Here is a 22,138-nt window from a genome sequence, read left to right on the forward strand (position 1 = left end):
TATTAAATTTGTAAATCAAAAACCAAATAAAACAAATAGGTATATGACTTATAAGGATAAAATTTACAAATAATAAAAAAAATGGAAAAATCAACATATTATTATAATACTATCAATAATATCTAATGAAATTACAACATAATCATCTAATTCATAAACCAATACATAACGTTATGAAAAAAGGTAATTTTATAGCATTAATAAAAATCAAGTTATTTTTATGATGCAGATGATTTACTACGCAACTTCTGAACATTAGCATTATGATATTTAAGATTATTAGAAAATAAATGACCTCCATCTCCATCGCTAACAAAATACAAATCATCTGTATTTAATGGATTAGCAACAGCTTCTAAAGAAAAACGACTCGGATTAGAAATAGCAGTCGGTGGCAAACCATTTATAAGATAACTATTATAAGGTGTTTTTTTTGCTAAATCAGAACGATTGATTTTTCTATCCAATAAATGATAATTTCCATCACATATTCCATAAGCAACTGTTGAATCAGATTGAAGCCTGATATCTTTTAAAAGACGATTTATAAACACAGAGGCTACATGAGCGCGCTCGTCGGCACGCGAGGTCTCTTTTTCGACAATAGAAGCAAGAATAACTAAATCTTCCTTGTTTTTTATAGGAATATTGAGATTACGGTTTGCCCAAATATCATCAACTACTTTTTTTTGAGCTAATATAGCTTGATCTATAATATCTGAACGATTAGTTCCCAAGGGGAACATATAAGTGCTGGGATATAAATCACCTTCACGAGGCAACTTAGATGGTAATTCTCCTGTCAAAAAAGGATTATCTTCCAGTCGTTTAAAAATCTGTTTTACAGTAAATCCTTCGGGAAAAGAAATTGAATGAAGAAAAGTTTTGCCGTGAAACATTTTTTCAGCAATTTGAAACATAGACGATCCAATATCTATCTTATATTCACCGGCCTTTAAAACTTGAGACCCTAATCTTAGCCTTGTTGTATACTGAAATATACATGAATTATCTATCATTCCATTACGAAATAATTCTCTTGAAATATCTCGCAATGTCATACCATTCTTTATTAAAATTATAGAACTATTTTTAAGAGGCCCTGATTTATTATAATAAACCGTCGCATAATAATAAATCCCGACACCAAATAGTAATATAACAAATGAAACAATCAAAATTGCCCAAAGCAAAATTAATTTTAATCTACAAAATTTCAAGAAACATGAATCCTATAAATGTGAATTTATTATAAAAAACAATAAATCAGCAAATTTATTTTAACAAAAAAAATAAATATATACACAAATAAAACCAAGTATAGAAAAATAAATCATTAAAATATAAACATTAATCTAAGAACCTACTGAAAATCAAAGAAACATTTGTTCCGCCAAAACCAAAAGAGTTTGACATGACAACATTTATATCTTTTTTCTTTGCATTGTGAGGCAATAAATCAATTAAAGTTTCTCTTGATGGATTATCAAGATTAAGTGTCGCAGGAACTATATTATCACGAATAGCAAGGTTGCAAATAGCAGCTTCGACAGCACCTGCAGCCCCAAGCAAATGCCCCATAGATGATTTAGTAGAAGACATTAAAACTTTAGAACAATGATCTCCCATTAATCTTTCAACAGCTCCAAGCTCTATAATATCAGCAGCCGTCGATGTCCCATGAGCATTTATATAATCAACATCACTAGGAAGTAAATTTGCATTAGAAATAGCGGAAGACATACAACGATACGCACCATTCCCATCTTGAGGAGGAGCAGTAATATGGAAAGCGTCACCAGAAAGACCATATCCTACCAATTCAGAATAAATTCTAGCACCACGAGCCTTTGCATGTTCTAACTCTTCTAATACCAGAGCTCCAGCTCCTTCGCCCATAACAAAGCCATCTCTATCTCGATCAAACGGCCTAGATGCTATACCAGGATTATCATTAAAATGAGTAGACAATGCTCTACATGCAGCAAAACTCGCAATACCCAAACTACAAATAGCAGCTTCAGCCCCACCAGCAATCATTAAATCTGCATCACCATGGGCGATAAGACGAGAGGCATCGCCAATAGCATGAGCACCACTGGAACAAGCCGTTGTTACAGCATGATTAGGCCCTCTTAATTTATGTCTAATAGAAATATTCCCAGATAAAAGACTGATAATACTTCCAGGAACAGTAAAAGGCGATATTTTGCGAGGGCCCCTATCACGAAGAACATAACTGCTCTCCACTATCCTATGTATACCACCCATCCCTGATCCGAATACTACCCCTGCAGAATCATGATCCTCATCTGTTTTAGGACACCAATTAGAATCAGCAATTGCCATATCAGAAGCAACCATGCCATATAAAATGAATTTATCAATTTTACGATACTCTTTAGGAGAAATCCAATCGTCAGCATTAAAAGTTCCTTCAGAACCATCTCCACTAGGAACATATCCAGCAATTTTACAAGAAAGACCATCTAGATCAATATCACTTGCCAAAGGCTGTATTCCTCTCTCTCCTGCAATAAGTCTAGACCAACTGTTTTCAAAACCGCATCCAAGAGGAGTAATCATTCCAATCCCAGTTACAACTACACGTCTCATTCTTTAATGCGCGCCCTTCAAATAACACTGGAAACAACTAAGATATAAAATGCGTAACATAACATATGATTAAACCAAGACGAAGAAATTAAATAAAAAATAAACAATTTTATTTTTTATTTTGTAACTCATGAGTTATAAATTTTACTGCATCACCCACGGTCATTATTTTGTTAGCAGCTTCTTCCGAGATATCAAGAGAAAACTCTTCTTCAAAAGCCATAACAAGCTCTACAGTATCCAAAGAATCTGCGCCTAAGTCTTCTATAAAACGAGCATTTAAAACCACTTGGGACGGATCAGCGGTAAGTTGCTTAGAAACCATGCTCTTTACACGCTCTAAAACATTTTTTTCCAAAGCATCATCAGTCTTATTTAACAAAACATCATCAGTCATACTTAATAGTCATTTCCTTTTTTTGTGATTCACTTCAACTTTATACAGAAAAACCTTAAAAGGCCTGTACAATCACATACACAATAGCTAATCATAATGTCAACAAAAACTGCGATTTAACACAAGAAAAATCTGATTTAATACGGATAAAAAAATATTAAATATAATCAATGAGTAAATAAAATGTCATATTTACAAATATAAGAACTATTTTCAGATCAAATCATCGCCATACCGCCATTAACATGAATAGTCTGACCAGTTATGTAAGAGGCCTCCGAAGAAGCAAGATAAAGGACAGCTGAAGCCACTTCATCAGCACTACCCATACGATTCATAGGCACTGAAGAAATGATTTTATCTTTTTGCTCTTCAGTTAAACCAGATGTCATATCGCTACCTATAAAACCAGGAGCCACACAATTAACCGTTACGTTACGCTTACCTATTTCTTGAGCAAGAGCTTTTGAAAACCCAGTTAGCCCCGATTTTGTAGAACAGTAATTAACTTGTCCAGCATTTCCTGTAAAACCGACTACAGATGTAATGCTGATGACACGACCAAAACGGTTTTTAATCATTCCAGCAACTAACTTACGTGTCAAAATAAATGAAGAAGTCAAGTTAACGAATAAAACATCATCCCAATCCTTATCTTGAGAACGCAAAAACAACGAATCTTTGACAATTCCTGCATTATTCACCAAGATATCAATCCCTTGCATTTCTAAATCAATTTTTTTAGCAAAATCTGCCACAGATAAGTGATCGGAAAATTTTGATTGAAACAACTTAATACGGCAACTATTATCAAATTGTAGCGCAACTTTTTGCAATTTTTCTTCAGAAGTACCATGCATTCCAACAATAGCACCTTGCCTATGTAAAACCTTTGCAATTGCACAACCAATTCCACCACTGGCACCAGTAACCAATGCTTTCTTCCCAGTCAAATCAAACATAAAATATCCTAACCAATTATAAACCTAAGTGCTTTATCTATATCTTCAATCGAACTAATCGAAACAGCAGAAATTGACCTGTCAATACGCTTAGCCAGACCTGTTAACACCTTTCCAGATCCAACTTCATAAATGCTAGTAGCTCCGTGATCTAAAAGCCACTGTATTGTTTCTCTCCAACGAACCCTTCCTGTCACTTGTCGGACTAGAAATTTAGAAATCTTATCAATATCAGAAAATGGGCTTGCACAAACATTAGGAAGTATAGGGACAATTGGATCACTTTTATTTATTACACTTAACATTCTCTCCATTACTTCAGCAGCAGGAGACATCAAAGAAGAATGAAAAGGAGCAGATACATTCAAAAAAACAGCACGACTAGCCCCCTTTTCTAAGCAAGAATCAGCAGCCCACTTAACCGCATCTTTTAATCCGGAAATCACTAACTGATTACCGCCATTATCATTTGCAATCTGACAAGCACCAATTCTAGAAGCATGATCGCAAATATTCTCAACCACAGAAACATCAAGCCCAATAATAGCAGCCATTCCTCCTAATCCTTCTGGGACAGATTCCTGCATTGACTTTCCACGCTCACGAACTAACCTAATAGTATCAGCCAAAGAAAAAGCTCTAGCCGCACAAAGAGCTGTATATTCCCCTAAAGAATGCCCAGCAACATAATCTATATGTTTATCAATACATAAACCGCCCTTTTCCATAATACGAATTAATGCCATAGAAACTGCTGTAAGCGCTGGTTGAGCATTATGGGTAGCAGTTAAATCCTCCTGAGGGCCATTCCACATTATATCTGAAAGTTTATGATCCAAAGCATGATCAACTTCTTCAAAAACGAGGCGAGCTTCAGGAAAAGCCTTATAAAGCTCATAACCCATACCCAGTATTTGACTGCCCTGTCCTGGAAAAGTTAAGACCATAACCATATTTATAAAAAGTCCTATATATTAAAATTGAAAATTAAATACAAACAAAGCAAATCTATGCCATATCCTAACTAACTTTTGCAAGTGTTAAACTTAATTTTATCCAATTTAACAATAGATCGCATAGAAAAGTCTTAATAAATTATTTACTGATAGAAAAATAATCTTACATTGATAAGAATATCATATATTTATCATACGTTTAAAGTGAAATCAAAAATAGATTAAAGACATAAATATAATCATCTCATATTGAAAAAAAATTATGATAATTTAACCGGTCAAAAACGATAAAGATAGTATATTTATAAATTGCTTGACCTAATATTTTCGAAGATATAAACTTAATTCTAAAGATTTTGTTTTTTTTTATTTAGAGTATAAGTTTTGCGTTATTTACCATATTTTTTATTCTTATATTTAGCTACTAATCCATTTTTTTCTTACGCAGAACAACAAAAAAAAATAGTTTTAACTAGTTTTCCAATAATTGCAGATATGGCAAGAAACGTTGCAAAAGACTTGATAAAAGTCGTTTCTTTAGTTCCTATTGGCGCTGATCCTCATAATTACCAAGCTATACCATCAGATGTGATAAAAATAAAAAATGCAGATCTTGTATTATGCAATGGTTTGCACCTTGAAGAAGGTTTTATGAATTTTTTTAGCTCTCTAAGAGATAATGTGAAAATAGTTGAAATCAGCAAAGGTATTAAAATTATTAAAAATGGCGAATCCGAACCGAATCCGCATGCATGGATGTCTGTAGATAATGCAATAATTTATATAAATAATATTCGAAAAGCATTGGAAGAATTAGATCCTCAAAATGCTAAAAGATATGAATTAAATGCGCAACAATATGAGAATACAATTAAAAGGACTATATTGCCCTTTAAATCCAAGCTTGATGGTTTAAAAGAGGAAGATCGCTGGCTAGTAACAAGCGAAGAATGTTTAGTATATTTAGCAGAATATCTCGGATTTAAATCACTTTATCTATGGCCAATAAATTCCCATTCAGAGATTAATCCAGGACAAATGCGCAAGGTTATTGATCAAATGCGAAAGCATAAAATTAAGTTTATTTTTTCAGAAGGAACTAACTCTGATAAACCAGCCAAACAAGTGGCCTATGAAACTAACGCATCTTATGGAGGAGTTTTATACGTTGATACACTCACCGAATCGGATGGCCCAGCTCCAACATATGTGGATATGCTTAAATTATCCTTCAAAACAATTACAGATCGCTTAGCAATATGATATATGATAAGTCTAACCATAAAAGATGTGGAGTAGAATTAAAAAATGTTTCTATTACATATCGAAATGGGTGTTGCGCCTTAGAAAAAGTTAGTTTTTTTATCCCTGAAAACACAATAACAGCATTGATAGGCATGAATGGAGCTGGTAAATCCACTTTATTTAAAGCTATTATGGGATTTATTCCATTAGAAGAAGGATCTATATCTGTTTTTGATCACACAGTAGAAGAAGCTATTAAAGAAAATATGGTCGCCTATATTCCACAAGTTGAGTCTATAGATTGGAGCTTTCCAATTCTCGTAGAAGACATAGTAATGATGGGTCGATATAAGCATATGAATTGGTTACGTATACCATCATCAGAAGATCATCATATTGTAACAGAGGCATTAGAAAGCGTAGGAATGGCTTTCATGCGAAAAAGACAAATAGGAGAACTTTCTATTGGTCAACAAAAGCGTGTATTTATTGCTCGTGCATTAGCTACAAAGGGAAGAATAATAATTTTGGATGAACCATTCGCTGCTATTGATTTTAAAACAGAAAGGGAAATCATCTCCCTTTTAAAAGAACTAAGAAATGCAAATAGCATGATATTAGTTTCTACACATAACATTAATTCTGTACCAATGTTTTGCGACCTTACCATTTTTCTCAAAAAAAGAGTAATAGCATATGGAAAAACATCAGATGTTTTTATATCAAGCAATATTCAAGAAACATTTGGAGATACCATAAATATTAAATCTGACGATGATCATAAGCTATACATCGCAGAGAATGGATAAAACAGTATGACTTTAAATAAAGTTATAACTATGATTATAGAACCTTTCACGTATAATTACATGAGTACGGCTATTTGGGTTGGATCGCTGATAGGATGTATTTGTGGAATTTTATCAGCATACGTAATATTAAAAGGATGGTCTTCTCTTTGTAACGGCATGTCACACGCAATTTTACTAGGAATAGTTTCATGCTATAAATTTAAACTACCATTATCTATCGGAGCTAGCTTTTCAGGACTGTTAGCCGCAAGCATAATGGTAATAATCAATGAAAAGACAAAACTAAAAGAAGATGTATCCATTGCAGTGGTTTATATGACTTTTTATTCTATAGCTATGTTCATATTATCACTATCACCAAATTCTATCTATATAGATAATATTTTTTTAGGAGGTCTACTTTCTATAAGTAACATTGATATTATTCAAGTTATGATAATAAGTTTTTTTGTTTTATCAATTATTTGGATGAAATGGAGAGATTTCCTATATTTGTTTTTTGATGAAGAACACGCTCGTTCAACAAAAATAAATGTAAAATTTTTAAAAATATTATTTTTTACTGTGCTTATAACATCAATAGTTGTTAGCTTCCAAACAGTTGGCATATTACTTGTAACAGCAACAATAATAACACCTGGAGCTACCGCTATAATGATATCAAAAACTTTTGGAAAATATCTAATACTAAGTGCCTTTATTGGCTTTATTACTTGTTTTATAGGAACTTATATCAGCTATTTTATAGATTGTAGCCCTAGTGGAGTTGTCGTAATAACACAAATTTCAATATTCTTAATTTCTATTTTCTCCTTCCCTAAACAGCGCAAAGCATTTTAAGATGAAATAAAGTAAGCAATTTTGCATATTACGAAAGATTTTTTTATGAATAATTTAATTGATTATATTATTTTACCATTAAAAACCATGCAAACTAGTTTTTTAATCGCAATAATAATTGTGATTCCTATGTCAATATTATCCTGTTTCGTTATTTTAAAAAAACAATCTTTCGTAGGAGAGGCTATCTCTCATTCAGTTCTTCCTGGAATAATTATAGCTCATATTATAGGATTACCATTAGAGATAGGAGCATTCATTGCAGGTATGATCTGTACATTATTTACAGGATATCTTAAAGAAAAAAGTAATTTTCAAGAAGATATATTACTCAGTATAGTATTCTCTGGAATGTTTGCAATAGGTATGATTATAATGTTAAAAGTCCAAAGCTCAATACATTTTAACCATATATTATTTGGAGATATGATCGGAATTTCTAAATCAAGAATAATAATAACAGTCATATTCTCTTTGATTTCTGTTACTTTTCTAATTTTAAAAAGGAAAGATCTTCTCATAATGATATTTGATCCAGAATATGCACATACAATGCATATACCTATTAAATTATTACATTATATTTTTTTAGTTATACTATCTTTGGTTATTGTCATCTCATTAAAAGCAATTGGGATTATACTTCCACCCGCTGTTTTAGTTCTTCCCGGAGCAACCGCTTTCCTTATATCTCAACATCATACAACAATGATATTAATTTCAGTTATTACATCCATATTATGCACCTTGATAGGCATATATATAAGTTTTTTACTAAACAGTGCGTGTGCACCTACAATAGTTATGCTAATGTCAATTTGCTTTTTAATAAGCCATCTATATTCATTAAATAAAAATAAAATCAATAAGAAAAAAAAATATATACTTGATAATACTAAGTAATTTACACTGCGCAAAATATTGTGACTTAATTGATATATCAATTGTCTTAAGTCTAATTAAAGGTTCATAATCTAGTTAATTTTAATTTATATATAAAAAATATATTTTATGCTTGAAAAACCTGTTAGCTCATTAAAATAATATTTAATAAAAAATACAGTTGTAATATGACATATAGTATACTTTTATACATTAGTTTGTATGTTTTTTAGATGTTATAATATAATTACAAATTACATTAATCATTAATATTAATATTTTTATCATTGCTAACGACTGCGTTCTCATCATTACTAGCAACTGAATAATTTTCATTATAATGAGAAGATTTTATAGGATTTTTACATCTTATTAACCAAATATCATATATAGCATGATCAAGGGCATTCATTGAGGGACTATCTGCAAACATCCAACCAGAAAAAATTAATCCGGAATTATGATCTATAGGCGTATCTGAAATTTCAACAAAAGCATCTACTCGCTGCGCTTCGCGATCATCTCTCGAATAACAAACTCTTGGCAATATCTTTAAAGATCCGAATTGGGTCAATTTGTTTATTTCAACGTCAAAAGTCAAAACACGACTCGTAATCTTATCAAGCCCAGCAAATTCGGCTACTCTATTCTCTAATCTAGAAGATTTTACAACAGTAGCACTATTAGCTAAGAAAAATAAAGTTGATATTAAAACTACATACTTCAAAAGATATAACCCAAAATATATTACTTAACAAACTGATACAAAAAGTTAATCAGGTGACCATGCTTTATACTCACCTGTCAACCTATATCCAATATCCTGACAATTCTTTGATTTATTTGGACAATAAGCATCAGGAGATCCAGTAGCATTTAAGCGGTGTGATTTCTGCCAATCAAATATATTTTTATGCTCATGATTTTCAGGAAAATCAATCCTACGATGATGAATCCATCCATGCCATATAGGTGGAATAGAAGAAGGATCCGCATATCCACTGTAAATAACCCAACGCCGCGGCAAATTATATGAAGTTTTATTACCTTCATAATATTTATTCCCGAACTCATCTTTACCAACATAACGACCAAAACGCCAAGTAAACAACCTTGTTCCTAATGTTTGACCATTCCACCAAGTAAAAAACTGTAATAAAAAATCTCTCATGAACACCTCTATCTATAATAATATAATAAAAAAATTTATATTTATAAACAAAAAAGAAAAAATCAAAATAATAGAACTAATATGTTTCAACTATGGCAATAAAAACTTCGTTACTATTTTAAACATATATAATTAATCATTGGATAACAGAAACTAAATCATCAACAATACGTTTTACCTTAGATAAATCATCTCCTTCCGCCATAACGCGAATCATAGATTCTGTTCCAGAAGCTCTAACAACCAATCTACCCATGCCCTGTAACTCAGCTTCAGCATCGGAAATAGCTTGTACAACCAATGCATTGTTTAAAACAGAACTATCCTTTACTTCTATACTACGTAAAAATTGAGGATATTCTTCGAAGCAATGACAAACTCTGCTAACTGGCTGATCATATTTTTTTATGCAACGTAATACCTGTAAAGCTGCTACAAGTCCATCTCCTGTTGAACAATAATCAGATAGGATAATATGACCTGACTGTTCACCTCCAACATTAAATCCGTTATTTCTCATATACTCAACAACATAACGATCACCAACTTTAGTGCGTTTTAAAGATAAGCCAATGTCAGACAAAAATATTTCAAGACCAATGTTAGACATAATAGTCGTTACAATACCACCTCCATTTAATGAAGAAATATTCATCCATTCCCGAGCGATAAGAGCCATAATTTGATCTCCATTTACAACAGAACCCAATTCATCAACAATTATAACACGATCACCATCTCCATCTAAAGCAATACCGATATCTGCACGAACTTCATGCACCTTCTTTTGTAATGCAAGTAAATTCGTAGAACCACAATCAAGATTTATATTTAAACCATTTGGCTTGTCTCCAATAACGATAACATCTGCTCCCAATTCCCATAAAACAGCAGGAGCAACCTTATAAGATGCACCATTTGCACAATCAACAACAATACGCAAACCTCGCAAGGTAACATCACGTGGTAAAGTACGCTTAGCATACTCAATATAACGATCATGGACACCATTTATACGTTTTACTTGTCCAATGCTATTGCAGCAAGATAAATGTGACAGGCAATCTTTTTCAATAATGCATTCAATACTATCTTCAATATCAGTAGACACCTTATAACCATCGGGACCGAACAGTTTTATACCATTATCTTGATACGGATTATGCGAAGCAGAAATCATAACACCAACATCAGCACGAATAGATATGGTTAACATGGCAACAGCAGGAGAAGGAATAGGTCCTAGCATGAAGGCATCAACTCCAGCAGAAGTAAAACCTGCTACTAAAGCATTTTCAATCATATATCCAGATAAACGAGTATCTTTCCCAATAATCACTCTAGGACGTTTTCCAGCATTGCGGAACAAATGTCCTACAGCAATACCAACACGCATCATAATATCAGGCGTTATTGGAAATATATTGGATTTACCACGAATCCCATCCGTGCCGAAATAACGCCGCCTCATACCTGATCCTTAAAATTATTATCCTTATAATATTTATATGTAAAAAAAGATAACTAAGTAAAAAATGCAAATATGTTACAAAAAATAATAAAATATAATATCTTAAATAAAACATAATTATATCTATATTTACTAGATATAAAAAATAATCAATTTTGTAATATATAATAATCAAGCATATTATAAAAATAATAATATAATAACATACTTACTTAGTATCAGTATCCTCTTCACTAATTTCAGAACAATCATCAATCTTCTGAGGAACCGTTTTTTCTATTTCATTATTATCAGTAACATCAGATTTTTTAATACCCGCTTTTGGAACAGACGAACAATTCAAAGAATCAGCATCTTCATCTACAAATCTATTTACTTTTTCTCCTTTAATTAAAGAAGATATTTCTTGTCCAGATAAAACCTCATATTCTAGCAATCCTTTAGCAACTGCAATAAATTCATTATTTTTTTCTTGTAGGATACGTAATGCATCTTGATATGCATCATCTATAAGACGGAAAACCTCACTATCTATCTTTTGAAAAGTTTTTTCAGAAATATTTCTAGAACGAGAAGAAGGATTAGCAAATGAAGCTTCTTGCTGACCATCCGCATAAGAAACCCTTCCTAATAATTCAGAAAAACCATACTGCGTAACCATAAGACGTGCTAATTTAGTCGCATATTCAATATCTGACATAGCACCAGAAGTAATATTTTCCTTACCAAAAACAATTTCTTCAGCAACTCTACCACCCATTAAAATAGCTAAACGTGATATCATCCATTTATAACTTGTAGAGTAACGATCTGTTTCTGGAAGCTGCATAACCATACCTAATGATCTGCCTCGAGGAATTATAGTTGCTTTATGCAAGGGATCTGATTCTGGAACATGAAATGCAACAACAGCATGTCCAGCTTCGTGATAAGCAGTTATCTTCTTCTCTGATTCTGTCATTGCTGTAGAGCGACGCTCCGCACCCATGAGAATTTTATCTTTAGCATCTTCAAATTCTTTCATAGTAACCAAACGCCTGTTACGACGAGCAGCCATCAGAGCAGCTTCATTCACCATATTTCTTAAATCTGCCCCAGAGAAACCAGGAGTACCTCTAGCTAAAGTTTTTAAAATAACATTTGGAGCTAATGGCACATTACGACTATGAACCTTAAGTATTTTTTCTCTTCCAACAATATCAGGATTTGGAACAACAACTTGACGATCAAAACGACCAGGTCGTAATAAAGCAGGATCTAAAACATCAGGTCTATTAGTTGCAGCTATTAAGATAACACCTTCACTGGATTCAAAACCATCCATTTCAACAAGTAACTGATTTAAAGTTTGTTCACGCTCATCATTACCTCCTCCTAGGCCTATACCTCGATGACGACCGACTGCATCTATTTCATCAACAAAAATAATACATGGTGAATTATTTTTAGCTTGCTCGAACATATCACGAACACGAGATGCCCCAACACCAACGAATACCTCTACAAAATCAGAACCAGATATAGTAAAGAATGGAACATTAGCTTCACCAGCAACAGCACGAGCTAGCAAGGTTTTTCCTGTTCCTGGAGGACCTACAAGAAGAACTCCATGAGGAATACGTCCACCTAAACGTTTGAATTTTTGAGGATCACATAAAAAATCAACTATCTCTTGTAAATCAGACTTAGCTTCATCAACTCCAGCTACATCCGCAAATGTTACACGACCATTTTTTTCAGTTAATAACTTAGCCTTTGACTTTCCAAATCCAATAGCACCACGTGCACCACCACCCTGCATCTGCCTTACAAAAAATATCCAAATAAGACCCATTAAAATCAAAGGAAACCAGCTGCCGAGATAACCTATTAATCCAGGAGAATCATCCTTAACAGGTTTTGATGATATCTCTACATTTTTTGATTCTAACTGAAGCAATAGCTTATCGTTTATTATAGGAGCATATGTCTGGAAAGAAGTTTCTTCCTTGACATAATTCCCTGATATCGATTTTCCTACAATTGATACCTTTCGAATCTTTTCATCATTTAAATCTTTAATAAACTGAGAATAAGAGATATCTCGTACATTACCCTGCCCGAAATACGGGGTTTGGAATATAGAAAACATCGCTACACAGCATAATAATACGATAACCCATACAATAAAATTCTTTAAATTAGAATTCATTTAAGACACCTCAGAATACTAAAATTCAATATTTTTCAAAAACTAACGATCTACTTATAGACAAACAATAACAATAATTAAATAAAATCAATTAAAATCTATACTTTTCATAGAAAAACGGCACTTGAGGTATATTTTTTTTCCCAAACGATGCAGAAAACGCATAGGCAATAGGTAAATCGAAGCCTGTTAAAAAGCGAGAAAATGGAGCCATCAAAGGCTGCCCTCCATTCATAGATGGCATGCTTAGAAAAGCACGATTTGCTACAATAGGCGGAATACCAAAAATACTCTCTTTACGCCCACACGACCTTGAAGAAATAACAATCGTTTCTTTAGATAAATTTTTAAACTTATACCTACCATCCCATATAACAGTTTCTCCTGAAGAAACATTTTGAATAGGAAGATCTCTAGTTGAACGTGTTATCCATAAATAACCTAAACGCCAATCCAATACAACCCTTCCAACACTTATAGATCCATTTTTACCATATTTTAAAAACGACATTACTCTTTCTATCGCACTATAGCCTGGTAAATAATTTTGCCCCCCACAAACTGCAACAGAAATCCTTAGTAAATGAGATAATACAAATGGATCAATTGTTAAAACATCTTGTGATATCGCAATCACTGATTGTAAGTATACCTTTAAATATTTGGGAATTAATTTAGAAACATTATCCCCTAATAATATACGCCAATTTTGAAATTCTTCTATCTTTTTAAACATGGCATTTACATCTATTCCTTTAATCAATTTTCTTGTTCGAACACGCTCAAATCTACAATCATCGTTACTTGGATCATCACACCAACTGATATTATATTTCAACAAAAAATCACGTATTGATTCTCTCCTACATTTTAAAAATGGGCGATAAATCCACAGTTTCATCTTATAGAGAACAATATTAGAAATACCAGCAACTCCAATGCCCTTACCTAAAAAATCACGCTGAGAACGCATATAAACTGTCTCTAATTGATCATCAAAAGTATGAGCAGTTACAACTATCGTAGCACCAATTTCCATAGCATTAGCATAAATTAAATCATAACGTGATTCTCGAGCAGCAGCCATCAATCCAGTTTTTGGCTTCTTACCTTCCCAACAAACGACTTTATGAGGAATGTCTAATTTCATACAAAGATCAGCAACATATTTAGCTTCATATTTTGCCTCATCTCTTAATCCATGATCAATAGAAATAGCTGATAAACTAATATCTCTAAAAGATTTTTCTAAAATAACAGAATGTAAAGATACAAGAAGTCCTATAGAATCTGATCCGCCAGAAACTGCAACTAGTATATGAGCAGGACGCATTATACTGCATAAGAAATTTCTAGAACTTTCTATTGGAGAAAAAAAACAAGACAATTTAGCTATAAATCAACTACTTAAATCAATTTTCATATTCTGAAAATTGCATATTATTCTTTATTCGATAACTTCCAGTCATAATATACTTAATTAATTTAAATATCATTTAATTTTCTCTATTTTAAATTATATAGATCAACCATAATACCATTGGATTTATTTTTATCAAAACTGCGAACAAATTATAACATTTTATAAATTCATATTATTTAAAATAATTTATCAAATAAAATTAAATTTCCAACAATATTTTGTAATTTAAACCAATACAATGATATATTATTATTAAAAATAAAGCTTATAATAACAATTAAATCATTTAAATAAAACAATCAAACTATATAAGTATCATAAAATTATCTACATCTTTTCAAAACGATAACAACACGTCTATTTTTAGAAAAAGAATTTTCATCTTGACCAAAAACAGCAGGAGATTCTTTGCCATATGAAGTAATCTTCATACGAGAAGAATTAATGCCTCTAGCTAAAAAATAATTAAAAACTGATTGTGCACGACGAAGACCTAAAGCAAAACTATAGTTGCGAGTACCTATAGCATCCGTATGACCTTCTATTATAAAATCACAGTCGTTAGTTTCAAGCCAAGAGCCTAAAGCTGATAATACTTGGATATCCTGAGGACGTATTGAATGCGAAGAATCATTAAAAAACACAGTGTTACCAATAGAATTAGATAAGTCATAATTCTTAGTAGATATATCAATAATATCAGGATCTGATTTTGAAACAGACGAATCGTTAATAAACTTATAATTTAATTGACAACCATTAATCATGAGAATTCCCGGAAAAAAAATCACAAAAAAACTGAAATTAAAAATATAAATACTCTTCATAAAATATCCTTTCACTATCATATTTTTTTTGCATAGTTTAAAATTTAAATATCAGATAATATTAAAAATTAAAGCTTGATCAAATAAGAAAATATATTTTTATAAATAAACGAATTCTACCATATAGATAAAATACACAGAAATATAATCAACCCATTACTGATACCCAATGAGGATCTGAAGCATACTCAGGAGTATTAATCATACTTTCATTTCTTCCATTTAAATCAATTGAATATAATTTTGATCCTAATTCATTGACATTTTTTCTAACGAAAATCAATGAACGACCATTAGGTGACCACGAAGGACTTTGAATATTATTATCTGTTATAATAATACGCTCTTTTGAACCATTACTATTCATTACGCCTATACTAAATTTTCCATTGGAAAATTTAGTAAATGCAATAAGATCTTCCCGAGGAGACCATACACAATCAAAATATGATGATTCTTTATCAAGAGAAATACGATGCTGATCAGATCCATCTGAGTTCATAACATATAGCTGTTGATTGCCTTCTCTATCACTTGAAAAAACAATTCGTGAAGAATTAGGCGAATAAGAAGGAGAGATATTTACAAATAGTGTATTTGTTAAACGTTTTACAATATTAGAATAGTAATCTAAGGTATAAATATCAATAGATTCATCTTTTTGTACTCCCATAATAATATGACTACCATCAGGGGAGAAACTAGGAGAAAAAACCATGCCGCGGGAATTTCCAACAATCTTAGGTTGTCTTTCGGTCCTAGTATCCATTAGATAGATTTTAGGAAGGCCTTCACTATCATGTGATACATATGCTATCTTTTGCTGATTAGGTGAAAAATGGGGAGTGAAAATGCTATTACTATATGACTTTAAATAACGTATATTAAAGCCATCTCTGTCCATGACAGATAAACGACGTTTCGTCTCACCAGAAACTATATTTTCAGATACAAACAAAATTCTTGTATTAAAAGAACCCTTATAGCCAGTGATAATTTGATTAATATGGTCGGATATTGTATGTGCAACGGTCCTCCAATCTTCTGGAAGGGAAAAAAGTTTCTTTCCTAACACTTGTTTACGATTTTTGACGTCCCATAAACGAAATTCAACACGCAAGCGATTGCTTCCTTCTTTAATTACTCGACCCGTAACTAGTACTTGGGCTTTTAGATCATCCCAATACTCAAAAAGAGGCTTGTTATCTGGATTCGTAATCTTTTGCAGAAAGCTACCTTTAGGTATTCGCACGAATAAATCTGATCTATCAAGATCTGATGATATAACTTCTGAAAATTCAATCCCCAATTTATCCAATGAAATAAAATCTGTTACTGCAACTGATATAGGAGAATAATTAGGATTATTAGTATTAATTTTCACTAAAGCCTGTGCTGGAAAAACAAAAAAGCTACTAATAAAAACCAATAATAGATAGAAATTTATCCTCATAATTATACCCTTCAAATTACAAAAAACATAAAGAAAATTATCACTCTATGAACTATTCTAACAGTATATAATAACCAATAAAAGTAAATACTACATTTTAGATGGATTAAGGTTAAGTGTAATATTACGCCAATTATCATAATTATTAGCTGGAAGATAGAATGGTTGTGACTTCATAACGGCTCTAAATGCGTTATCTGTTAGTATTCTATTTATAATTGTAGTGCCGCCAACAACCTTAATATATGGTTTTTCAAGGATATAACCATCTTTCTTAAATCGCAAATTAATTTTAATATGCACTTTTCTTAACTTTTTCAAATCAGGCGGAATATTCCAATTTTTTATAATCTTGCTACGTATAATATCTGTCTCATTTTGATGAATAGGATAATTAATACGTTTTTTTACCGCATGAGATAACTTATTCTTACCATTTGCACGATTAATAATATGATCAACTTTCACCCTGCTTTTAGAAGAAATTTTATTTGCTTTTCTTTTTTTTACTGATCTACGATTAACATTAAATTTATTTTCAATATGGCCTTTCTTTTCAGCACTATTATTCAAAATAGGAGCAATAAAAGAAGTTTTACTTGACGCATTACTTCCATCATCAAAATCAAGATGATTCGATCTATCAAAAACTGAAAGTGTCTTTACATCACTATTAACTTTAGAAATTTCTTTATATAATTCATTCTTTTTATTATAATGACGGTCATCTTTATTAAATATTTCTGATCCATTTTCCACCTGCGAATTAATAATATGTTCTTTTTCAGCCATATCATCTTTTTTATGATTTGCAGATTGATGATCTGATCTTTCCATAAAAAGAATATCAGAAGTTAAACTCAATGTTTTAACGCTTAAAATTACATAAAACAGAGCTAATAAAACAATATGCAATACCAATGATATAGCGAAACATCTCTCTGTATGCACAATCAATAAACCTTCTATTCAGGACAAATACAATTGTATTATGAATAAAAATATCAAATAAACAAGGAAAAACCCATCTTCATGCCGTAACCATATCGTGGCATTGATATCAATTTTAATCAAAAAAGCATTAGCATAGATTGCTAGTACTGCTATCAAAAAGCTATGCTTTTCTGAAATATTTTATATTGTATCACTTCACATATTAACTGATTACTTTATAAAACGCTAATTCAAATAAACAGATCATAACAACCTTAATGATAAAAATAATAAAACTGAAAAAATATTTTTTCATCGTTTAATCAACTGAGATTTTTTATGATATTTATCCAATTTTTATTACAAACTTCAAAAAATTACTCTAAAAAGTGTATATCTTTGCATAATACTCAACTTATAATAAATATATTTAAACTTTTAATAAATAAGTAACAAGCATAATAAGAATATAGAAATATAAATGTTAGCTATTATAATCCAAGTCAAAAATAGAGGAACAAGGAAGAGGTAAAAAATCAAATGATAATGTCTAAAAAGTAAAATAGCAAATAATAACCCAATTGGCGTAAGTTGATGCAATATACAGTATAAATCTCAAAACATATTTCGATAAAAATATTAAATATAGATATCAGCAAGTAATAATTAAGATTATCGACTTTGTTGGATTTTTAATTCAATCCATTCATTTACAGCATAATTTATTGTATTAATTGATATATTATCATCTCTTCATAAACTATTTTACAATGTTTTTTATTTTCTCATATTCAGTAAGATCTTGATAATAAACTTTAACGTATGAAACATTTTATCCTTGTAATATAGCTGTTTAAATTTATGCTTCAGCAATGAAAGAAGACGAAACCATCACTAACTTTAATGTGCCCAATGTTGTTAAAGCTCATATCAAATATATCAACAATTATATTATTTTATAATAATATGAATGAAAATAGCCGAAAAACAATTATACATACAGTAAATTGATTTTGTTTTAATATGGAATAAGCAAATATAATACAAGAAAATGATAATATTTAATTTATATCATGCTTATATAATCATAGTCATTAAAATGATACGAACGTATTTTTTCAAAATCAACGAAATTAAATAAATAATTTTTATATATTATTAGCAAAAAAATTGAATAGCTGGTTAAGAACTTCTGAATATATTATTATTAGTATCATATTATATCGTTACTAGAATTTCTTAAATTAGATATTTTCCAAAAAATTATTTTTTAGATACGTAAACATTGGAGATAAATAATCTCTTTAAAAAAAATAATAACTTAACACGAAAACATATCTTATTTAAATATAAAAACACAATATTTATGATTATATGCTCTATAATCAGAATAAAAGGGAACAAATCAAATGATTGATGAAGCAAATAAAATAATACAAAAAATCAAACAAGAAGATATTAAATTTGTGGACTTTCGTTTTACTGACTTAAAGGGGAAATTCCATCATATATCGATGGATAGTTTTTTGATAAGTGCAGAACTGCTTCTTAATGGTATACTATTTGATGCTTCTTCAATAGAAGGATGGAAATCTGTTAAGCTATCCAATCTTGTTTTAATGCCTGATCTGAAAACAATGCATATAGATCCATTTTATGCGCAATCAACAATGGTTCTAATTTGTGATATATACGATTCTATAAATAATAAACCTTATAGCAAGGATCCTCGCCATATTGCAAAAAAGGCAATAGAATACCTAAAAAACACAAAAATAGGCGATAAAATACTTTTAGAAATGGAAACTGAGTTTTTTATATTTGATAGCGTTAATTTTAAAGTTTTGCCTGAAGAAGCAGGATTTGCACTAGAATCTTCTGAATTTCCACTAATCGGACTTAATATAGAGAGAAATACAGGGAATAACATAGATAGAAATAATGGCGGATATACATTGCCTCCTCAGGATAGACTACATGACATGCGATCTGAAATCGTAACATCTTTAAAAAACATGGGTGTTATAGTAACAAAATATCATCATAAAGAAAATCCTGCTCAGCATGTAATGAGTTTGCAATTTGATACATTATTACACTCCTCAGATAATATTCAGAAATATAAATATGCAGTACGTCAGGTAGCAGATTCCTATTGTAAAACTGCTAGCTTTATGCCTAAACCAACAAATTCCAACAACGGCTCAGGAATACATTTAAATATGTCAATTCACAAGAATGAAATACCTATTTTTGCTGGAGACGCATATGAAGGTTTTTCTAATAATTGCTTATATTACATAGGAGGAATTATTAAACACAGCAAAGCTATAAATGCTTTAACAAATTCTTCAACCAATTCATATAGACGCCTACTTTATTTTAATGATTCGCAAATACAACTAGGTTATCCAAACAATAATAGATCAGTATCTTTTCGAATTCCATTTGATAAAAAAATAAGCGACAAACAAATAAATATAAGATTCCCTGACCTAACATCAAACCCATATCTTGCCCCTATTGCAATCCTCATGGCGGGATTAGATGGCATTAAAAACCAAATAAACCCTAGAAAAAATATAAAAAATACTAGTAAAATATACCAAAAAGAACTAATTAAATCGCCAAAAATGTGCAATTCATTACGTGAATCTCTAGAAAATCTAGACAAAGATCGAGATTTTTTAAAAGAAGGAAATGTTTTTGATGATGATCTAATTGATTCATTTATCGAATTTAAAATGAAAGAAGTAATGCGATTAGAAAAAAGTCCTTCACCTATTGAATTTGAAATGTACTATTCCATATGAATAGTTATAGAATAACGATAGTAAATATCGGATATATAAAACATATGTTTGATAAAACTTATTAAAAATCAAATTAAACATTTTTTTCAGTATAATATGTCATAATTAAGTCATAAAATTGCATCATACAACCATAAATTAAATCATTCTTTTGTAATATGCAAAAAAATCATTTACGCTTTAGCAATGATATATTTAGAAAAATTCATGATATAAAACAATAGATATTAAAATTAAAAAACAAAAAAATCACTTTATCTATTGATATCCCTAATCCCAGATAAGTAACTCCCTATAAATTCACCTTTATTTGTAAAACTATAACCAACATCCATAAAAGCAACATCGTCACAACCATGACAAGATCTCAAAGCATAAGGGAAAATCAGTTTTATTCCTTTATCATTCTGCTCTTTCCTTAAAAGTCCTCCTAAAGAATAAGGTAAAACGACCGGATTATTCTTTGAAAACCTTTTCCAAGTCAAAGAATTACTTAAATTAAAATTTTTATCAAAAGTATGCTCAATATCAATAGGCTTGCCTATGGCAGGCACCAATATAATTCCACTATTTTCATTAGCCCTCGTAGGATATTCAATATATAAAATATCTATTAAACCTTCTCTCTGATATCCGCTAACATAAGCAGGTTCAATGTTCCGTGATAAATATTCAGCTGCTTGTACTGCTTCTATAGTTCCACCACTTTCCTTGATGCTTTCAATAATACGATCGTGATCACTAACTGCATAACCCCAATCCTTAAAGTAAATATCAGAATTAAATTTCCAAATAGATTTTTTGGAAAAAACAAAGTTTCGCTTTTTCTGTTTTAAAAATTCTTGGTCTACAGTATTTAAAGTAGATTTTTTATTAATGATTATTTTAGTTTTGCTTTCATTAGTGACAGACTTATTATAACCATTTATAATGGTACAACCTTCCATAAATAAGACAAATACTACAACATATAAAATATCTTTTTGCATCAAACACATTCCTATATAAGTTAGCAAGATAAATAATCTTCTATAATCTCATATATAATAATATTGAAACTTCCATAAATAATAATAAATGGCAAAAAAAATATTTCTTACAAAACTATTTAAATTCAATACACAAAGAAAAACTAATTATTAAAGT

The 22,138-nt window shown here is 30.7% G+C and carries 19 protein-coding genes; 5 read left to right on the forward strand and 14 right to left on the reverse strand.

From position 1 onward, the window contains the following. Nucleotides 1–218: 218 nt before the first annotated feature. The 5 genes from mltG to fabD form a co-directional block, all read right to left on the reverse strand. Nucleotides 219–1,220, reverse strand: a complete 1,002-nt coding sequence (gene mltG / locus LAM_RS04340) for an endolytic transglycosylase MltG (RefSeq protein WP_007557082.1) — start codon at nucleotides 1,218–1,220, stop codon at nucleotides 219–221. A 130-nt stretch (nucleotides 1,221–1,350) separates the two neighbouring features. Then, nucleotides 1,351–2,616 (reverse strand): beta-ketoacyl-ACP synthase II, encoded by a 1,266-nt coding sequence (fabF, locus tag LAM_RS04345; protein WP_007557081.1) that lies wholly within the window; start codon nucleotides 2,614–2,616, stop codon nucleotides 1,351–1,353. 109 nt (nucleotides 2,617–2,725) lie between these two features. Then, entirely contained in the window at nucleotides 2,726–3,013 is a 288-nt protein-coding gene (gene acpP / locus LAM_RS04350; RefSeq protein WP_007557080.1) for an acyl carrier protein, read from the reverse strand. Nucleotides 3,014–3,231: 218 nt separating this feature from the next. Beyond that, entirely contained in the window at nucleotides 3,232–3,975 is a 744-nt protein-coding gene (gene fabG, locus LAM_RS04355; protein ID WP_007557079.1) for a 3-oxoacyl-[acyl-carrier-protein] reductase, read from the reverse strand. 8 nt (nucleotides 3,976–3,983) lie between these two features. Beyond that, the gene (gene fabD / locus LAM_RS04360; protein ID WP_007557078.1) at nucleotides 3,984–4,928 is read right to left on the reverse strand and encodes an ACP S-malonyltransferase; all 945 of its coding nucleotides are present in this window, start codon (nucleotides 4,926–4,928) and stop codon (nucleotides 3,984–3,986) included. Nucleotides 4,929–5,315: 387 nt separating this feature from the next. Between fabD and LAM_RS04365 the strand changes: the two genes are divergently transcribed. From LAM_RS04365 to LAM_RS04380, 4 genes are read left to right on the forward strand one after another with little or no spacing between them, the layout of a single operon-like run. After that, the gene (locus tag LAM_RS04365; protein WP_007557077.1) at nucleotides 5,316–6,194 is read left to right on the forward strand and encodes a metal ABC transporter solute-binding protein, Zn/Mn family; all 879 of its coding nucleotides are present in this window, start codon (nucleotides 5,316–5,318) and stop codon (nucleotides 6,192–6,194) included. Further along, nucleotides 6,191–6,985, forward strand: coding sequence for a metal ABC transporter ATP-binding protein (locus LAM_RS04370; protein WP_007557076.1), 795 nt, complete (start codon nucleotides 6,191–6,193; stop codon nucleotides 6,983–6,985). The genes LAM_RS04365 and LAM_RS04370 overlap by 4 nt, the downstream gene beginning before the upstream one ends. Nucleotides 6,986–6,991: 6 nt before the next feature. Beyond that, on the forward strand, nucleotides 6,992–7,828 hold the full coding sequence (locus LAM_RS04375) for a metal ABC transporter permease (protein ID WP_007557075.1): 837 nt from the start codon (nucleotides 6,992–6,994) through the stop codon (nucleotides 7,826–7,828). Nucleotides 7,829–7,873: 45 nt separating this feature from the next. After that, nucleotides 7,874–8,731 carry a metal ABC transporter permease gene (locus LAM_RS04380; protein WP_007557074.1) on the forward strand — a complete coding sequence of 286 codons (858 nt, stop codon included), beginning with the start codon at nucleotides 7,874–7,876 and terminating at the stop codon, nucleotides 8,729–8,731. Between the two features lie 238 nt (nucleotides 8,732–8,969). On the opposite strand, the gene LAM_RS04385 is transcribed toward LAM_RS04380, so the two are convergent. The 8 genes from LAM_RS04385 to LAM_RS04420 form a co-directional block, all read right to left on the reverse strand. Further along, nucleotides 8,970–9,437, reverse strand: coding sequence for a DUF2155 domain-containing protein (locus LAM_RS04385; RefSeq protein ID WP_007557073.1), 468 nt, complete (start codon nucleotides 9,435–9,437; stop codon nucleotides 8,970–8,972). A 45-nt stretch (nucleotides 9,438–9,482) separates the two neighbouring features. Then, nucleotides 9,483–9,881, reverse strand: coding sequence for an NADH:ubiquinone oxidoreductase subunit NDUFA12 (locus tag LAM_RS04390; RefSeq protein WP_007557072.1), 399 nt, complete (start codon nucleotides 9,879–9,881; stop codon nucleotides 9,483–9,485). A 136-nt stretch (nucleotides 9,882–10,017) separates the two neighbouring features. After that, nucleotides 10,018–11,352 carry a phosphoglucosamine mutase gene (gene glmM / locus LAM_RS04395; RefSeq protein WP_007557071.1) on the reverse strand — a complete coding sequence of 445 codons (1,335 nt, stop codon included), beginning with the start codon at nucleotides 11,350–11,352 and terminating at the stop codon, nucleotides 10,018–10,020. 208 nt (nucleotides 11,353–11,560) lie between these two features. Continuing rightward, nucleotides 11,561–13,543, reverse strand: coding sequence for an ATP-dependent zinc metalloprotease FtsH (gene ftsH, locus LAM_RS04400; RefSeq protein WP_007557070.1), 1,983 nt, complete (start codon nucleotides 13,541–13,543; stop codon nucleotides 11,561–11,563). A gap of 91 nt (nucleotides 13,544–13,634) precedes the next feature. Beyond that, nucleotides 13,635–14,930, reverse strand: coding sequence for a tRNA lysidine(34) synthetase TilS (gene tilS / locus LAM_RS04405; RefSeq protein WP_040055864.1), 1,296 nt, complete (start codon nucleotides 14,928–14,930; stop codon nucleotides 13,635–13,637). A gap of 359 nt (nucleotides 14,931–15,289) precedes the next feature. Further along, entirely contained in the window at nucleotides 15,290–15,733 is a 444-nt protein-coding gene (locus tag LAM_RS04410; RefSeq protein WP_144079416.1) for an OmpA family protein, read from the reverse strand. A gap of 208 nt (nucleotides 15,734–15,941) precedes the next feature. Beyond that, nucleotides 15,942–17,246 carry a Tol-Pal system beta propeller repeat protein TolB gene (gene tolB / locus LAM_RS04415; RefSeq protein WP_007557067.1) on the reverse strand — a complete coding sequence of 435 codons (1,305 nt, stop codon included), beginning with the start codon at nucleotides 17,244–17,246 and terminating at the stop codon, nucleotides 15,942–15,944. Nucleotides 17,247–17,336: 90 nt separating this feature from the next. Continuing rightward, nucleotides 17,337–18,197 (reverse strand): hypothetical protein, encoded by an 861-nt coding sequence (locus tag LAM_RS04420; RefSeq protein WP_007557066.1) that lies wholly within the window; start codon nucleotides 18,195–18,197, stop codon nucleotides 17,337–17,339. Between the two features lie 1,394 nt (nucleotides 18,198–19,591). Between LAM_RS04420 and glnA the strand changes: the two genes are divergently transcribed. Then, the gene (gene glnA / locus LAM_RS04425) at nucleotides 19,592–20,992 is read left to right on the forward strand and encodes a type I glutamate--ammonia ligase (protein ID WP_187288007.1); all 1,401 of its coding nucleotides are present in this window, start codon (nucleotides 19,592–19,594) and stop codon (nucleotides 20,990–20,992) included. Between the two features lie 254 nt (nucleotides 20,993–21,246). On the opposite strand, the gene LAM_RS04430 is transcribed toward glnA, so the two are convergent. Then, nucleotides 21,247–21,981 carry a hypothetical protein gene (locus LAM_RS04430; protein WP_007557064.1) on the reverse strand — a complete coding sequence of 245 codons (735 nt, stop codon included), beginning with the start codon at nucleotides 21,979–21,981 and terminating at the stop codon, nucleotides 21,247–21,249. Nucleotides 21,982–22,138 lie beyond the last annotated feature (157 nt).

The sequence above is a fragment of the Candidatus Liberibacter americanus str. Sao Paulo genome, assembly GCF_000496595.1.
Classification (GTDB): domain Bacteria; phylum Pseudomonadota; class Alphaproteobacteria; order Rhizobiales; family Rhizobiaceae; genus Liberibacter; species Liberibacter americanus.

Excerpts from the sequence above, each read along its gene's own strand:
- LAM_RS04390 (WP_007557072.1), bottom strand. The coding sequence starts at position 9,881 with ATGAGAGATTTTTTATTACAGTTTTTTACTTGGTGGAATGGTCAAACA.
- fabF (WP_007557081.1), bottom strand. The coding sequence starts at position 2,616 with ATGAGACGTGTAGTTGTAACTGGGATTGGAATGATTACTCCTCTTGGA.
- LAM_RS04430 (WP_007557064.1), bottom strand. The coding sequence starts at position 21,981 with ATGCAAAAAGATATTTTATATGTTGTAGTATTTGTCTTATTTATGGAA.
- fabD (WP_007557078.1), bottom strand. The coding sequence starts at position 4,928 with ATGGTTATGGTCTTAACTTTTCCAGGACAGGGCAGTCAAATACTGGGT.
- tolB (WP_007557067.1), bottom strand. The coding sequence starts at position 17,246 with ATGAGGATAAATTTCTATCTATTATTGGTTTTTATTAGTAGCTTTTTT.
- fabG (WP_007557079.1), bottom strand. The coding sequence starts at position 3,975 with ATGTTTGATTTGACTGGGAAGAAAGCATTGGTTACTGGTGCCAGTGGT.
- LAM_RS04380 (WP_007557074.1), top strand. The coding sequence starts at position 7,874 with ATGAATAATTTAATTGATTATATTATTTTACCATTAAAAACCATGCAA.
- LAM_RS04410 (WP_144079416.1), bottom strand. The coding sequence starts at position 15,733 with ATGATTAATGGTTGTCAATTAAATTATAAGTTTATTAACGATTCGTCT.
- acpP (WP_007557080.1), bottom strand. The coding sequence starts at position 3,013 with ATGACTGATGATGTTTTGTTAAATAAGACTGATGATGCTTTGGAAAAA.
- LAM_RS04375 (WP_007557075.1), top strand. The coding sequence starts at position 6,992 with ATGACTTTAAATAAAGTTATAACTATGATTATAGAACCTTTCACGTAT.
- ftsH (WP_007557070.1), bottom strand. The coding sequence starts at position 13,543 with ATGAATTCTAATTTAAAGAATTTTATTGTATGGGTTATCGTATTATTA.
- glmM (WP_007557071.1), bottom strand. The coding sequence starts at position 11,352 with ATGAGGCGGCGTTATTTCGGCACGGATGGGATTCGTGGTAAATCCAAT.
- LAM_RS04370 (WP_007557076.1), top strand. The coding sequence starts at position 6,191 with ATGATATATGATAAGTCTAACCATAAAAGATGTGGAGTAGAATTAAAA.